The organism is Flavobacterium amylolyticum, from assembly GCF_048284335.1.
Lineage (GTDB): Bacteria > Bacteroidota > Bacteroidia > Flavobacteriales > Flavobacteriaceae > Flavobacterium.
Genome location: NZ_JBLVPG010000002.1, coordinates 930,788 through 946,436, shown reverse-complemented (window position 1 = coordinate 946,436; position 15,649 = coordinate 930,788). Strand labels below are relative to the sequence as shown.

9 protein-coding genes are annotated in these 15,649 nt (G+C 31.9%); 2 read left to right on the top strand and 7 right to left on the bottom strand.

The window, feature by feature from the left end; genetic code table 11:
• Positions 1–40: 40 nt before the first annotated feature.
• The 5 genes from ACNQF9_RS10275 to ACNQF9_RS10255 all read right to left on the bottom strand — a co-directional run bounded on the left by ACNQF9_RS10275 (position 41) and on the right by ACNQF9_RS10255 (position 8,704).
• Positions 41–4,423 carry a T9SS type B sorting domain-containing protein gene (locus tag ACNQF9_RS10275; protein ID WP_417990180.1) on the bottom strand — a complete coding sequence of 1,461 codons (4,383 nt, stop codon included), beginning with the start codon at positions 4,421–4,423 and terminating at the stop codon, positions 41–43.
• A gap of 212 nt (positions 4,424–4,635) precedes the next feature.
• Entirely contained in the window at positions 4,636–5,472 is an 837-nt protein-coding gene (locus ACNQF9_RS10270; protein ID WP_417959512.1) for an ABC transporter permease, read from the bottom strand.
• A 48-nt stretch (positions 5,473–5,520) separates the two neighbouring features.
• Entirely contained in the window at positions 5,521–6,417 is an 897-nt protein-coding gene (locus ACNQF9_RS10265; protein WP_417960386.1) for an ABC transporter ATP-binding protein, read from the bottom strand.
• 66 nt (positions 6,418–6,483) lie between these two features.
• Positions 6,484–6,885: a response regulator gene (locus tag ACNQF9_RS10260; protein WP_417959513.1), complete on the bottom strand. Its 402-nt coding sequence runs from the start codon at positions 6,883–6,885 to the stop codon at positions 6,484–6,486.
• Positions 6,875–8,704, bottom strand: a complete 1,830-nt coding sequence (locus tag ACNQF9_RS10255; RefSeq protein WP_417959514.1) for a PAS domain-containing sensor histidine kinase — start codon at positions 8,702–8,704, stop codon at positions 6,875–6,877. Before ACNQF9_RS10255 ends, ACNQF9_RS10260 begins: the two co-directional genes overlap by 11 nt.
• 473 nt (positions 8,705–9,177) lie before the next feature.
• On the opposite strand from ACNQF9_RS10255, the gene ACNQF9_RS10250 reads away from it, so the two are divergent.
• Positions 9,178–10,242, top strand: a complete 1,065-nt coding sequence (locus ACNQF9_RS10250; protein ID WP_417959515.1) for a hypothetical protein — start codon at positions 9,178–9,180, stop codon at positions 10,240–10,242.
• Positions 10,243–10,316: 74 nt separating this feature from the next.
• A complete protein-coding gene (locus tag ACNQF9_RS10245) occupies positions 10,317–11,192 on the top strand; it encodes a hypothetical protein (protein ID WP_417959516.1) in 876 nt (291 codons plus the stop codon).
• Here ACNQF9_RS10245 and ACNQF9_RS10240 read toward each other — a convergent pair.
• Both ACNQF9_RS10240 and ACNQF9_RS10235 read right to left on the bottom strand, forming a co-directional pair.
• Positions 11,175–14,909 (bottom strand): metallophosphoesterase, encoded by a 3,735-nt coding sequence (locus ACNQF9_RS10240; RefSeq protein ID WP_417959517.1) that lies wholly within the window; start codon positions 14,907–14,909, stop codon positions 11,175–11,177. The genes ACNQF9_RS10245 and ACNQF9_RS10240 overlap by 18 nt on opposite strands.
• Positions 14,910–15,346: 437 nt before the next feature.
• Positions 15,347–15,586, bottom strand: a complete 240-nt coding sequence (locus ACNQF9_RS10235; protein WP_417959518.1) for a hypothetical protein — start codon at positions 15,584–15,586, stop codon at positions 15,347–15,349.
• Between the last annotated feature and the right edge of the window lie 63 nt (positions 15,587–15,649).

Genomic DNA, 15,649 nt, shown 5'->3' with positions numbered 1-15,649 from the left:
AATAAAAAATAATTATTCTAAATATTAATTTTTTAAACCTTTATCTTTTTAAACTAAAATGTCCTTTAGCTTCTCTTCCGTCATCTAATCGTATAGCATACCAATAATCATCAGATGGTAAAGGGTTTCCTGTAAAAGTACCGTCCCAACCTTGACTTGAAGCTGCGATCTGTTTTAGAAGTTTACCGTAACGGTCATAAATGTAAATGATAGAATTTTCATTGAAATTCGCATTCACACCCTTTACATTCCAAGTGTCATTTTGTCCATCACCATTTGGAGTAAAGAATTTTGGTACGCCAATAACAGCAACTGACTGGCTAACGGTACCGCAACCATTTTTGTCCTTGATAAATACTTCATGAATTCCAGCAGTTACAGTATTAAATAAATTAGATTCCTGAAAAGGACCAAAAGGAGCATCAAGACTGTATTCATATTGTCCTTGTCCGCTTACATTTACCGTGATCGTATTTATATCTGATAAATCAATTACAGCGACACTCGTGATTTTCGCTAAATCAGAAGCTGTCACTTTTATTGTTCTGGTCCTACTACAACCCAAAAGTGAGCTAACTTGTACCGTATAAACCCCTTCTTGATTTACATCCAAAGTAGATTTAGTTTCATTAGATAAAACAGCAGTATCTTTAGACCAGATGAAAGTGTAATCCGAAACAAGCGAACCATCTTGAATTCCTGAATCAAGTTTAACAAAAAATGTAGGAAGGTTTGAACACACTAATTCATTTTCTTTAAGGTCTTCATTTGTGTCAATATTAGGTTTTGGGTTGACTATCAATGTGATCTTTGGACTTAAACCATAACAGGCATTATCGGCAGTACTTTCAACTCTAACCCAAATTCTTTGTTGATGTGGATATCCTTCATTCCTATAATTCGTGACGTTTGTGATGTCATTATTTTCAGCTAATGCATCTTTTTCATTTTTATAATATTTTATAGCGTAGGCCGTGTTAGGGGGAGGAAGAATGGTTAAAATATCATTGGTTACGCTGCTGAAATCGAATGTAGCAACGCCATCAGTATCATCATTTACTACTCCTAAATCATCACAATTACTAAAGGTTTTTTGGAATGAAGCTGGAATTTGAGTTGTAGAAACCAGTAAATTAATTTGGGTCACTTTAAAACAACCATTTGAATTTTGTACTCTAGTCCAAATAGGCATATTTCCAGACGTAGTATTTCTAAAAGCTAAGGGATTGGGTATTAATTGTCCAGAACTTGCCTTTTCAGCTCCATCAAGTGAAGTGTAGTAAGTGAATGTTTCGGATGTAGCATTAGAAGATATTTGCTCATTTTTAACCGTCAAATTGAATTCTGAGAATCCATCAATATCATCATCACATTGCACTATTGTTACTGTATTTACTACAGGTACTGCATAAATTACTAAAGTAGTTTCTGAGGAAATTAAACCACAAGAGTTTCCGTTTTTTTCCAGTTTTACTCTGTATTTATACCCATTCATAATATTTTTGACACTGCTAATTAATAAAGTATTTGTAGTAACGCCACTATATTCTGCAGTATTTGTTATTGTATTCCAAGTACTTCCATCAGTAGAAAGTTCCCATTGATATGTATTCCCACCATTATCAACTAATGTGATTGTGGCATTTTGTAATTCGCAAGTTGGGGCTACATTGGGTTGTAAGGTTATTGCGATAGGGGCAGCCGTGATATAATTTGGATTAGGTGTTGTGTAGCCAATACCACTTGTTACCAAACCATTTACGTCAACTATTGGAGGTGCACTACTTCCAAAAATTCCATCTTTATTAGTGTCTGAAAAACCAGCTTCAATGACATCGTTGCACAAATCTTTGTCACTATCCAAATCACGGTAATTCTTAATTCCATCAGCATCTAGGTCATTTCCGGTTTCTACAGAATCTAAAATTCCGTCATTGTCACTATCCAAATCTAAATAATCCAAAACACCATCATTGTCAGTATCAACAGGGGTCAAACCAGTTTCAAAAGTATTGTCTAGTCCGTTATTGTTTGTGTCGGTATTTGATTTAGAGACCCAATTGTTTACTTGTGCTTCAATGGTATCTTGAATTCCATCATTATCGCTATCGGTGTCTAAATCATCCGTAACTCGATCGTTATCAGAATCTTTTGGAATACAAATCGCAAAAAACTTTAAAGTTGATTTATTAGGATTATTGTCAGATAAATTTTTATGGGTAAAACTAATAGTGTTTACCAGATAAGTTAAAAATTTGAAAGTTCCAGTTCCAGGTGCTAATGCAGTAGTACTATTTAATCTAAATCGTATTTCAAATGAAGAATGTTGTGTTATTCCACTTTCATAAATACCATCATAATTAGTGTCAATCAACAACTGATTGTCAGGATTGAGGACCGTAATGGTTTTATTAATATCTGATTTTACAATATATTCGGCGTTGGTGTTTAATAAATCAGAGGTGTTTCCAGTAGTAACATATTCCATTCCTACGCTTAATGGTTTTGTAAAAGTTAGGGTGTAAGTTACAGCGTTTTCCTTTCCTGCGGGAATTTCCGTAATAAAACTACCATCGCTGTTGCCTGTATATGTCCCTCTAGCTACTCCTGTTCCAGCAGTTGTAACGATACCTGTAAATGAGTTAAAATAATTACTAATTACTATATTTCCACCATTTTGATTGGAAAGATCAACATTTTGATTTCCATAGGATTCGGTACAATTAGTAACTCCATCATTGTCATTATCCAAATCGATGTTGTCATTAGCTAAATCATTGTCTAAATTAGTAGGGCAATCGCTAACGGGTATTTTATCTGAGAATATTGGAACAGTATTTGGACAGCTCAATATACTTCCTTTTACTTGATAAAAACCGGGAGCAGTAGGTGTGTGTGAATTTGAATCGGCACCAATAATAGGATTGTCATTGAAATACCACTGAAAGGTATCATAAGAGGATAACGTGCTTATTTTTAAAACTACATTTGGGATACATGCTGAGTTAGCTACTGTAATCTTATCGGTAACAATTTCAGGTTTAGTATCAAAACCAGAATAATACCCTCCATAAGTAGCCGCACCATTGGTGCCAAAATAGGAAACATAAACTTGTTTGGTAGATTTTACAGCTATGTTTCCGGAGAGATTGGGTATGGTATACCTTTCATAATTAGGATTTCCTACAATAGCAATTGGTATACTTGTGATGGTAGTATTATTAATAGTTACTGTAGCGCCAGTTTCCGTTACAATATTCAATCCCCCATTATAAATTATATTACCTATGGATTCAATGGAGGGAATATTATCCACGATTCTAGGAGTACTACAATTTAAAGGTGGTACAAAAAATAAATTTTGGTTTGCCGGCGAATTGCTTCCCCCGATACTTTGATAAGCAAAAACATTTTCTGAAGTTTTAACATAGAGATTGCCATTCATAAATTTACTCCCGTCAATGGTAATATAATCACCTGCATTAGCTAAAGTAGCAAAAGGTGTTATACCATCATTTAAATAAATAATGGTTTGAGCTTTATTCGCAATTAATAAAACTCTTTCAATCTCTTCATTACTACCTGAACCAAGTCCTTTTACAAAAATGTACTCTTTACCCGTTTTTTCTATTGGGACAATTTGATCAAATCCTACATCTCTTCCATTTGGACTTCCTTGAGCGTTTACACTTGTACTATTGCTTCCTCCAAAAGATCCTGAATTGACTACTACCGGTTTGTCTGATTCCACTAGCGCTCCAATCATTTTAGAACTATTAGAAACAGTGGTATTGTTATTTTCAAGTGCTAAAACATAGCTTTCATTTTTATCTAAAATAAAAGTTATTGGACCACTTATAACGGATCCGTTAATCAGCAACGTTCCTATTGGAATATTCGAAATCGTGACTTTGGTGCCGTTCTCTGTAGATAATATGGATGCAAAGTTTAATACGTTAGTGTCAAAAACCGGATTTAACATGGCACCTAATCTGAATTCTTTTCCTAAAGCACTATTCCCTTTCGATACAAGACCACCAGCATGAACATAACTACCATTATTGACATTCAACCCTGCATTAACTCTAACGCTTACATAGATTAAGTCCTCCGCTTCAATAACATATCCTTTATTTGTTAGAATTCCTATAGTATTTTTAGGAGTGATTAACTGCGTGTTTTGCCCTTGTCCAATAGAATAAATATATGGAGTAGTATTCTTGACAACACCTGTTATTATGCTGCCTCCGTTTGCAATAATTTTAAAATTTACATTTACACTACTAGGAGTAGAAATATATAAATATTGATCACCGGCCAAATTTGTAGCACAGGTCAATGGCGGAATATAATGTGTTTTGCTAAACTGCGAGAAACAACTTATAGAAAAAAGAATAAATAGTAGTAGTAAAGTTTTTTTCATTCGCTAAAAATAATAAAATTTATAGAACTTTTTTACAGTAAAATAACCTTTTATTATAATACAATACTCTTGGTAAGACTAAATCAATATTTCGCTGGTAAAACTGTGTATTCTTTGTAAGTTACACGACACTTGTAACTTAATTATTTATTAAATTTTCGAGCAACAAAAATAATCCCTTTATCATCTCTTAGTTCTCGTGCTAAAGAATTCTATAAATCTCTGTTCTTTAATAATCGGTATGAAAAGAAAATAAAAATAACAGTCCAGCATAAAACAATAATGATCGATGATAGTTCTACATCATATTTTTTAGCATTATCTATGCCAATTTGTGTCCCCAAGTTTTTGACCACGGATAATCTGCTAAACGGTTCAATAATTAAATTAGACATTGATTCTAATGGGAAAAATTGCATGATAGAAGCCGCAGTTTTGCTATCTGGAAATATTTTGAAAGTCAAAATTCCTTTGATAATTCCTTCAATAATATTCCAAACTAAAAGAAATCCCAGCGCAAATGCGGAACGCTTCACTAGTATTCCTAAAAATAAACAGAAGGAGAAAAAACCAACTAACTTAAGGAAATAAGCCAATAGATACTCTAAGTCTGAAAAGACAATGCTAAATTCAGTATAGGAAGAAAAACTAAACCCTAAGAGGAGTGACATTATAAAGATAAAAAGGGTTGATACCGTTGCAAATAAAATGACAGTTAGAAATTTAGATTGTATAAATTCTCTTTTACTCATTCCGTCAATTAAATTTTGTTTTAAAGTGCCATAACTATATTCGTTTGCCATCATGGAAACGATTACAATAGCCAAAAACAATTTTAATATTGCCGCAATATAAGTGTTGAAATGCCAAATAAACGGAAAGTTGAATATTCCCATCACAGCGAGATGAAATTTAAAAATACCTAAGTCAAATTTTATCGAGGCTATTAAAGCAATGAAGGTTAGGAGTATAAAATAAGTAAAAGTCAAAACTCGACTAGCTTTGTTTTTCCATATTTTTTGAAGTTCTATCGCGAGAAGTCTTTTCATTTTTAGTTTATATTTATAATTTTAATGATTGGCATGGACTAGATGTTGTTATTTGTTTTTCGTCAATTCTAAAAACTGTTCTTCCAAGCTGTTTTTTCGTTTAACCAAATGATTTAATAGTATGTTTTTCTCAAAAAGAAAACGATTCAATTCTTTTGCCTCTAAATCATTTTTCAAATACACTAAAACTTTTCCATCCTCATTTGCAACATTTTTAACTGCCGGATGCATTTTTACCACTGAAATTAACTGCTCAATATCATCAGCCTGCAATTCAAAGAATCCTTCATTTGCTGACATTCCATCAACTAATCCAGTATACAGAATTTCACCTTTTCTTAAAACTAAAACATGGGTGCACACTTTTTCTACTTCGTCTAATAAATGGGAGGCAAGCAGGATAGTCGTTCCTTGAGCTGCAATTTGTTTGATAATATCTCTAATTTGATGAATTCCCTGAGGATCTAAACCATTTGTAGGTTCGTCGAGAATTAAAATTTCAGGATCATTTAGCAAAGCAGATGCTATTGCTAGTCGCTGTTTCATTCCTAGAGAAAAAGTGCTGAATTTACTATTTTGTCGATCTGTTAATCCTACTAGCTCTAACTTTTCGTTGACTTTAGTGTACTTGATTCCTTTGATTTTACAAACTAATTCTAAGTTTTCCTTAGCAGTCATGTACGGATAGAAATTAGGTCTTTCGATAATTGCTCCCACTTTTTTTAAAGCTTCATGGGTTTCCATTGCGCCACCAAACCAGTTGTATTCTCCAGAAGTTTTATTGACAACATTCAATACAATTCCTAATGTGGTCGATTTTCCGCTTCCATTAGGACCTAGAATCCCATAAACATTTCCTTTATGGATATCAAATGAAACATTTTTTAGCGCCTGAAGTGCGCCATACCGTTTATTGAGATTTTTAATAGAAAGTATTATTTCCAATGAGTTCATCTTTTACATTTTTATATAAGACGATAAAGGAAGGCAATTGTTACTACTTAATTATAATTAGTTTAAATCACCAATTAATTTGCATAAAACATCTAATTTTTGGGTAGTTATTGGCTTCATAATATACTCTTTAACCACCTTGTACTTTGTGGCCATTTCAATATCTGCAGGGTCAATGGAAGAAGTCATAATAAAAATATGAATTTCTTTTTTTATAGGTAATGAAATAAATTCATCTAAAAACTGCCATCCATCCATGACCGGCATATTGAGATCCAGTAAAATTGCATCTGGTAGAATCGCATTATTTTCTGCATTTTGTTTTAATTTCGTAATGGCATCTTGGGCATTGTAAAACGATTCTATTTCTTCACAAAAATCATTCTTAGATATAAGAATACTCATTAGCTTTACGGTTAATTTGTCATCATCTATGATGTATGTTAATTTATTTTTCATTTAAATAAATTTTAAAATTAGTGCCTTCACCTACTTTACTTTCTACTTCAATTTTGCCATCCATGGCTTCCAATTGATTTTTGGTTATAAATAATCCAATTCCTTTGGCATCTTCGTTATTGTGAAACGTCTTGTACATTCCAAAAACTTTATGCCCATTTTTTTCTAAATTTAATCCCAAACCATTGTCTTTGAAGTTTATTACGAGGTAATTTTCAAGGATTTCATATCCTATTTCTAAGGTTGAATCACGGTCTGGTGATCTGTATTTAATAGCATTTGTAAATAAATTTAGTAATATGCTGTCTAAATATGCGGGAATAGCTGTAACAAATAAATCATTTGGTATAGTATCAGTTATCGTTATTTTACTTTCTTTTATGACTAAACTTAATGCCATTTTAGTTTTCTCTATTTCGTGTTTTAAACGAATTTTAATCTTTCCAATATTTGTATTTTGTTGAATACATATGATTTCATTCAGGTATTCGATTGATTCCGACAGTTTATCCGTTCCTTCTTTGAACAAATCAAAATAAGAAAGTTTATCCTCAATATTATCTGTATTTTCTATAACATCTACAATCATAGAGAGGTTGCTGGTATGTGACCGAATATTGTGGGAAACAATATGTGTAAAGTTAAATAATTTATTGTTTTGACTGCTGGTGATTTCTAACAGTCTTTTTAGTTCTAATTCTTTTTCAATTCTGGAGGTTACATTTCGGCCTACACCAATGAAATTGATGAAGTTATTTTGGCTATCAAAAGCTGTCGTAATATTGAGTTCAAACCAGTATTTTTCTTTATTTTTAGTGTAATTTAGTATTGTGATTTTTATACTTTCTTTGTTTTTGATTGCGTTTCTGACTAATAAAGTAGCTTGAGTATCTGTTTCTGGGCCTTTAGATAAATAGCCTGGTTTTTGTCCTATTATTTCTTCTATACAAAAACCAGTTAGGTCAAGATACGCTTGATTTGCCCATACTGCATTTCCTCTTTCATCAGCGATTACAATAGTATCAGTGGTTTCAGATGCTGCAAGCGAAAGTAAATTTAATTTATTTTCAACATTTTTTCTTTCGCTAATATCTCTAATAAAACAAACCAAATAGGTGATGTTGTCAACTTTAAATTTTTTGCCAGATGCTATTTCTACTGGTATAGATGCTCCAGACTTAGTTTTTATATATGTTTCATCTACTGTGTATTGGTTTTTATATAAATTATATTTTAGAAATAAACCAGCTTCTTTTCTAAATTCTTTTGGAAATAATTTAGAATTATGTAAGCCAATTAATTCAACAATATCATATCCTGTGAGTTCTTCAGATCTAGGATTACAATCTGTAATAATTCCATTCGAAGTGTCAATAATAAAAATGGCGTCATTGGCGCTAGAAAAAATAGATGAGAATTTTTCAACATTCAACTGAAGCTCATTAATTAAATTTTGCTCGTTTGTAATATCTTGAAAAGTACCTAATAAATTTACTGGTTTTCCATCAATCATTTCTACTTGACAAATGCATTCAATATACTTGATATTGTTTTTTGCCGTGGTAATCTGGAATTTATCATCAAATGAAATACCTTCATTAATGGCGCGATTAATATAATTTTTAATTCGATTTCTGTTTTCACCAGCAGTATAAAAATTAACACCATTTCCGTTAATGGGCTCAAAATCGTCAGGAACTTCAAGAATGTGTTTTGTAACGGCATCCCAAAATACCTCATTGGTCTCTAGGTTCATTTTCCAAATACCAATTTTGGCTGATTGCGCAGCCTTGAAGTAAAGTTCAAGTTTATCTATCATTGGTAGGTTTTTAAGTATTTAATAGTTTTGGAGACACTAAATATAAAGTATATATAGCTGAGCCCATTTTATTTAACAAAAAAAAGGCATTTAATTTTTTTTTAATCACAATTTAGTGGCATTCTATGGCTTTATGATTTAAATTTTAAGATTTGATTTAGTGCAGCAATAAAAAAATTTAATATAATTACTTACGATTTGTTTTTTTTTGTGATTTTAATAAAAAAAGTCGTTTAACCTATTTTTATTTCAAAAAAGCATGTCGGTTTTATTCAATTTGAATCAGTTTTAGACTTTATTGTATTAAATGTGGACTTCAGTCTTTAATTTTTTGGAACCAACATTATAATTGTAGTTTTTTAAAAGATTGGTGTCTTTGTATTTGAAATTACTCAAGAATTACGAGCGCATATTTAGTTGTAATTACTATTCAACAGGTTAATTTATTGTAATTTTGTATTAAATTTTTCCAAATGAGTGAGCCAATAATGCTTTTTAAAAAGCCATCGTATCCTATTAATGATTCTCTTCTGGAGTATTTAGAACGATTTGATCGGGTATCTAAAGTTTCTATTTTTTATGATGATTTATTGCGCTTTTCAGGATCTGTAACGGTCTATGATAAGAATGATCAAGACACATTGTGGATTAGAACCTATTACAATGAATATGAAAGGGAAGAGATTGATTTGAATCTGAAAAAAATTTATTCCTTGTTACATTCGGATGGTAATTTGGGAATAATTAAATTCTTGAATGTAGATTGTATTGATTACTGCACTTTTGGAAATTCAAAGCCTTTTCGAATAAAAGTAAGAAATATTCTCAATGATAATTATACGCATTTTTATATCAAAAAAGCCGATGCTTCACGCGTATATGGATTGGAGTTAGAACATATTCTTTCTCCGGACAAAATTAATTTTCTGGTATACAAAGACACCTTAATTGAGGAACATATAATGGGAATCCCAGGAGATGTGTTTATGAAAACTTTGTTAGCCTCTTGTACTGAAACTGAAAAATCACAAATTGCAAAAGAATTTGTAAAATTTAACGAGCGCTGTATGATTCGACTTTTAGGAGATATGCGTTCGTATAATTATGTAATAGTCCCTACACATGATTTTGATCATGTTGTCTATAAAATTCGCGCAATTGATTTTGACCAACAGTGTTATGAAGGGAATTTTAAAGTGTATCGTCCTCAGTTTTTTAAAGAGAATTATCCAATGGTTAAATTAGTCAAAGATAAACTTCAAAACAGTTCTATCGAACAATATAAAGATGAAGAGAGATCTGTGCTTGCTAAAAGAATCCTTTCTGCTGAAAACAGGATCAAAAGATTGCTTGAAATTATGGGGGAGGACCTACTAGCGCCCGAGTCTCATCTGGAACAATTACAAATGGAACTGTATCGGTATACGAATGATTTGAATTTCAAAAAAGCAAAATCAATGGGAAATATTATGAGTGCTGCCTTTGAGTTTATCACTCGAAATTTCAAAAACAATAATTTATTTAAAAGAAAAATATAAGTAAGTTATTTGGTATCGATTGAATTAAGCTTTCTTTAGACCCGAATATGGTTAAATTATCTCTTTTGAATAATATGAGAAAATATAGATTTTTATTATTTGTTTTCCTAGTATGGGGTTGTCAGCAGGAATCAAATTCTTTGACAGTACTATATTCTCTGCCCAATAAGCTAAAAGAAGTATCCGGAATTATATACATTCCAAACACTAAATTGCTTTGGGCATTAGAAGACCATGGGAATGCAAATGCAATTTATAGCATCGATTCGAATGGCAAAATCAAGCAAACAATTACTATCGAAAATACGGATAACATCGATTGGGAAGATATCACTAAAGACAAAGAGGGAAACTTATATATTGGAGATTTTGGTAACAATGATAATGATAGAAAGGATTTGAGTATTTATAAAATAGATAAAAAGGCATTAAATTATGAAAGTACAAATCCAGTTTATAAAATATCGTTTACATATCCAGAGCAAAAAGATTTCCCACCTCAAAAGGCCAAAATGTTTTATGATGTAGAAGGTTTTTTTGAGTTTAAAAATTATTTTTATCTGTTTACTAAAAACCGTAGTGAAGGGTTTGACGGAACCGCTTTTTTATATAAAATCCCCAATAAACCGGGATATCATCAAGCGGTTTTAATGGGAGAATTTAAAACTTGTGGGGCGTATAATTATTGTGCTATTACAAGTGCAACAATGAGTCCTGATGAGACAAAAGTTACTATTTTAACTCATGATAAATTATTTTTATTAGAAAATTTCCAAGGAGATGATTTTCTAAATGGAACAAAAGCTATACTAGAATTAAATCACTTTTCTCAAAAAGAAGCCGTTTGCTTCAAAGATAATGAGCATTTGTTTATTGCCGAGGAAAGAACAAAAAGTATAGGAGGAAACCTTTATGAAGTCAGTATACAAAGGCTAAAATCCAAATCCTAACCCAAAAGCAATACGAGCTTCTTCTCCGGCACTTTTAAAATATGTCAGTCTTGCCGTTAATGCATTCAGTCCGTTAAGCCATAATCCACCACCAAAAGACTGGTGCCATTTCTCTGAATTTTCACCTTTTAGCCAAACCCTTCCGTAGTCAAACCCAGCTAAAATTCCGAAAGACATGGGTATAATAGTTCTTTTTATTTTGCCTAAATTCCAGCGTACATCACTACTTTGATAAAAAGATTGATTTCCTAAAAAACGCTCGTTTCTAAAACCTCTTAAGTCATAGTCACCGCCCAAAGTGGCACCTTGGTAAAAATCAAAATTATTGTTCAATACTATTTTTCCTTTCAAGATAGAAGCTAAAACTATTTTTCCGTCAGCATCAATTTTATGATTGAAATTAAGTTTACTTTCTATTGCAGGAAAATTTCTCTTAGTATTTTGCAAATTCATTTTCCATGTACCAGCAATAGAAAATCCCATTCCCATAGAGGGAAAGGAGGGGACATCATAATTTTCAAAACTGTATTTTAAGGTCGCCCCAGCAAATTGTTGATTTTGGAAAACAGTGGGATTTATATTTGTTGAAATGTCCACAAATCGATCCATAGTTTCTTCTACGGTGATTCTTTCAAAACTAGTTTGAAAATGGATTGTACTGCCGTATTTGCCCACTTTTTTTAGGGATGGCATAACTTTTAGCATCCGGATCCGAACGCGATTGAAATCCATTCCAAAAGTATCATCATTATTTACAGTCTCATTTCCATAACCAAAATAATTGATGGTAAAATTTGGACTCGTGAATCGACTTTCAAAATCTAAATCCCATTTGCCAAATAATTTAGGGAAATTAGCATTGTAAATGAGTTCATACCCTTTTGTGGCAAAAAAATAATTGGCTTTTAAACTGTGTTTTTGTGTGTAAGGATTTTGTTTGAAATCATTGACAACATAGCCAGTGACAATACCTAGTTTTATACCATCATCAGGATTAAAACCTATGTTAGGTAGTGCCGAAAAGGAATTGTATTTTGGTTTTTTATAATCGTATAAACTGGTTTCATAATCATCTGATAATAGAACTTTACTTTTAGAATCTATAGTATAGGTATTGTCTTTTGATTTAAAATCATGAATTTTTATTTTTCTTCCATTTTCAACTACATAAGAATCTTCGTTTTGTCCTCCAATTAATCGAATTTTAATTCCTGATTTTGAAGTTCCTTTTACTTCAAAAATATCATCGTCATCTAAACCATAAATCCATATTTTTTTTGTTTTTTTAGCGGTGAAATTTTTAATATATTGTAATTCATCCTCACTATTTTTTATACGATACACTTGGATTTCAAGTTTGTTTTTTTCTTTATTTTGAATTATGAATTTGTCTTTTTTATCCGTTCCAACGATCAGAACAGTGTGTTGAAGTACAGTGTAGTATTGTAATGCTGAACGATGCAATTCATTTCTTCTAAGTTTCAATTTGCGCTTAATGTCTTTAATAGTTTCATCCTGAACTTCTTTTGGCAAATTAGTGAAGGCACCATCGATATCAGTATCTGAAAGGTTTTCCTGGATGTATCTCGCTTGTTTGATCCACTCGTTTTCTCCGGCAGTTTTTATAAAAGCAAGATCTAAGGGGTACGGTTCACGGTTCATCAATTTGACATTTGACATTTTTTCCTTAAAAGGTTGCATGTGGCGCAATTGTGCTTTTTTCATCAAAACAAATAGTAAAGCACCGTCATACTTAGTAAATGCCTGATCTCGATCTCGCGGTATAGGTTTGTAAATAATTTTTTGGCCTACTTTGTATTCACCCCAGCACCATTGATCTTCATGTCTGTCCCAATCTCCTATTAGCATATCAAACAATCGGGCTTTGATGTAAGCACCCTCGTCAACGGAATATTTTTCATCATTGTGAAGATTCTTCATTACATCTTCTGTACTGATAATAGCAATTGGATTACCAAAACTTTTTACGTCTTTCTGGCTGTCAGTTGGTCGTTCTTCAACAAGGTATAATTCATCGCCGAAATCAGCATTGAAATTTTTTAATGCTTTATGCTTTGGAATATAATACAATACAGGATTGGTATGTGCTACTCCAATTTTTGTGGCTAAATTACCCACTGCAAATGGGGTATAGGGATGAGAAGTTGTGTAAAAATCCGATAGTAAATCTTCGGCGTAGGTGTCATCAAATTCGTCTTGGATAAATTGGTTTTTGAAAGCCACTGCTTGCAGGAAACGCGTGGTACTTTTTTTCATAGCGCGCATGAGATATTCTTTACCGTCTTTATCAATGAGTTGTAATGTATTCGCCTGAGGTCCCCCAATGGAGGGCCTTGGCTGTAGTCCCCCAAAAAGAGTGTCAATAGTAGTTGTTGTAGCTTTTATAGGAAGGCTGTAATATTTTCGGTAATGGTTCCCGAAGAAAAACTTATAAAATTTTGATTTCTTGGTTTGTTTTGCTGTATAAATGCTTGACGTTGTTGTGTTAGAAAAGGTTGTTGGGAATTCTCGGGTATCGTAATTGTCTTTTTTATCCAGTACCAATTGTTCATGAATTAATTTTTCTTTGCCATTTTGCGTACCATAAAAAGAAACTTTCGCGGCGCCATTTTGATAAACATTTAATGCGGCATATCCATTTCGGCCATAAGAAAAATCATAAGGAAAAATTGCTTTTGCAGCCTCTGATTTAGAACCGGCACCACTAATTATTTGTTTGATATTTTCGTTTTCAATATATTGTAAATTATGGTCATGGCCTGAAACAACAATCACATTATCTTGGTTTTGTAATAATGTTTTGACTCTTTTAATAAAAAGGGTATATTGTTTGTTTTGAATGTCTTGTGGACTTATTCCGGATGTTTTTCGGACAAAATTAATAACCGAACCTAAAACCGGAAGCGGAATTTTTTGTTCTAATGGGAAAAGTTGTTTCTCTAATGAAAATTGACCTCCATGGGATCCATTGCTCATTAGAGGATGGTGTAATGCTAAAACGACTGTTTTATCTTGGTTTTTAATCAAAAGACTTTCCAGCTCTATAAAAAAAGCTTCTCGTGTTTTGATGGTACAATCATCGTTAATGGTGGGACTGTTATCCCAATCCTCCAGAAACCACTGACTGTCAATAGTGATTATAATCAAGTTTTTGTTTATTTCTACATCATCAATACCACAACTTTTTCTGGGAAGGAATGACTTTTTATCGTTGAGGTATTCAGTAACATATTTAGCTTGACGTTCTAATCCTTTAATCCCGTTATACCAATCATGATTTCCAGGAATGTAAATAGTCTGCCCCGCAAAATTTTTGGATATTTTAAGTTGGTTTGTCAATTTACTTTCGGCAATAATTCGTTCATTTGGCTTCTCAGCACTAGGTAATCCTTTTGGATAAATATTGTCACCAAGGAATAAAAGTGTACTGTTTTTAGTAGCTTTTCTCAATCGATTTTCCAAAACGCCAAGTGTTTGCTGTACCGTTTTTTCGTTGGTGTTTCCAGCATCGCCAATTAAGTAAAAAGTATGGGCAATTTTAGAACTGTCAGTTGTATTCTGGCTAATTGGTTTTTTGATGTTTTTTCCAAATTGTTCACGATGTGTTGCACACGATTGAAAAATTAGTCCTGTAAAGAACAATATAAAACACGCTTTATTAAAAGTAATAAAACAATTATCCAAAAATAATTTCATAAGCAAAAAGTATAAAATAGGTCAATGAAACCATTAGGACTGTCTTAAGACTGAATTGACAGACAGTACAAAGATAAACTTTCTTGTTTATATAGTTATCATAATTTTAATTACACCTTGAGGACAAATAGCAGTTAAAATAACACTAATATACCCCTCTTACTATTTGATAAGCAACAGGTCCGCAAGCAGATAAAAAATTTATGAATATGATTTAGATAAATTGTTGGGAGCTTCCTAATTACTCCATATTTTCATTTTTCAATGGTACGTTTATTATAATCTTCACAGCGATTAATAATAGTTGTTAAGGGTAACAATTTACTAAGATTATAAAATGAAAGGTGAATGCAATAAAAAAATAATTGATCTCTTTTTAAAGGCAATGTCATTACACTATTTTATGTTTGATTTCATTTTTGAATAGTGTTTTAAAATTATATGAGATGAAGTTTTTTTTTGTGAAATCCAATCAACGTTTCATTAATTTCTTTTAGTTCTGGTGTAAGAAATGTTCGTTGACCTTTATCATCGTTTGTTAATTCTAATTCACAAACGGTGCATTTAAATTCTTTGAAATGATTTGTTACGGTTCTGGTTATAATAAAGCGATGACCAAATAAGGAACACAAAAATTTTTTAGTTAGAAATTTTTCTTGGAAAGGAATTGATTTCATAAAATGGGTATTAATATTTGAATTTTAAATCTAACAAATAATCGTTAAAGAGTAAAATAAAAT

Bases quoted from the DNA above. Each gene is read 5' to 3' on its own strand.
- ACNQF9_RS10275 (WP_417990180.1), bottom strand. From the start codon at position 4,423: ATGAAAAAAACTTTACTACTACTATTTATTCTTTTTTCTATAAGTTGT.
- ACNQF9_RS10270 (WP_417959512.1), bottom strand. From the start codon at position 5,472: ATGAAAAGACTTCTCGCGATAGAACTTCAAAAAATATGGAAAAACAAA.
- ACNQF9_RS10260 (WP_417959513.1), bottom strand. From the start codon at position 6,885: ATGAAAAATAAATTAACATACATCATAGATGATGACAAATTAACCGTA.
- ACNQF9_RS10255 (WP_417959514.1), bottom strand. From the start codon at position 8,704: ATGATAGATAAACTTGAACTTTACTTCAAGGCTGCGCAATCAGCCAAA.
- ACNQF9_RS10250 (WP_417959515.1), top strand. From the start codon at position 9,178: ATGAGTGAGCCAATAATGCTTTTTAAAAAGCCATCGTATCCTATTAAT.
- ACNQF9_RS10245 (WP_417959516.1), top strand. From the start codon at position 10,317: ATGAGAAAATATAGATTTTTATTATTTGTTTTCCTAGTATGGGGTTGT.
- ACNQF9_RS10240 (WP_417959517.1), bottom strand. From the start codon at position 14,909: ATGAAATTATTTTTGGATAATTGTTTTATTACTTTTAATAAAGCGTGT.
- ACNQF9_RS10235 (WP_417959518.1), bottom strand. From the start codon at position 15,586: ATGAAATCAATTCCTTTCCAAGAAAAATTTCTAACTAAAAAATTTTTG.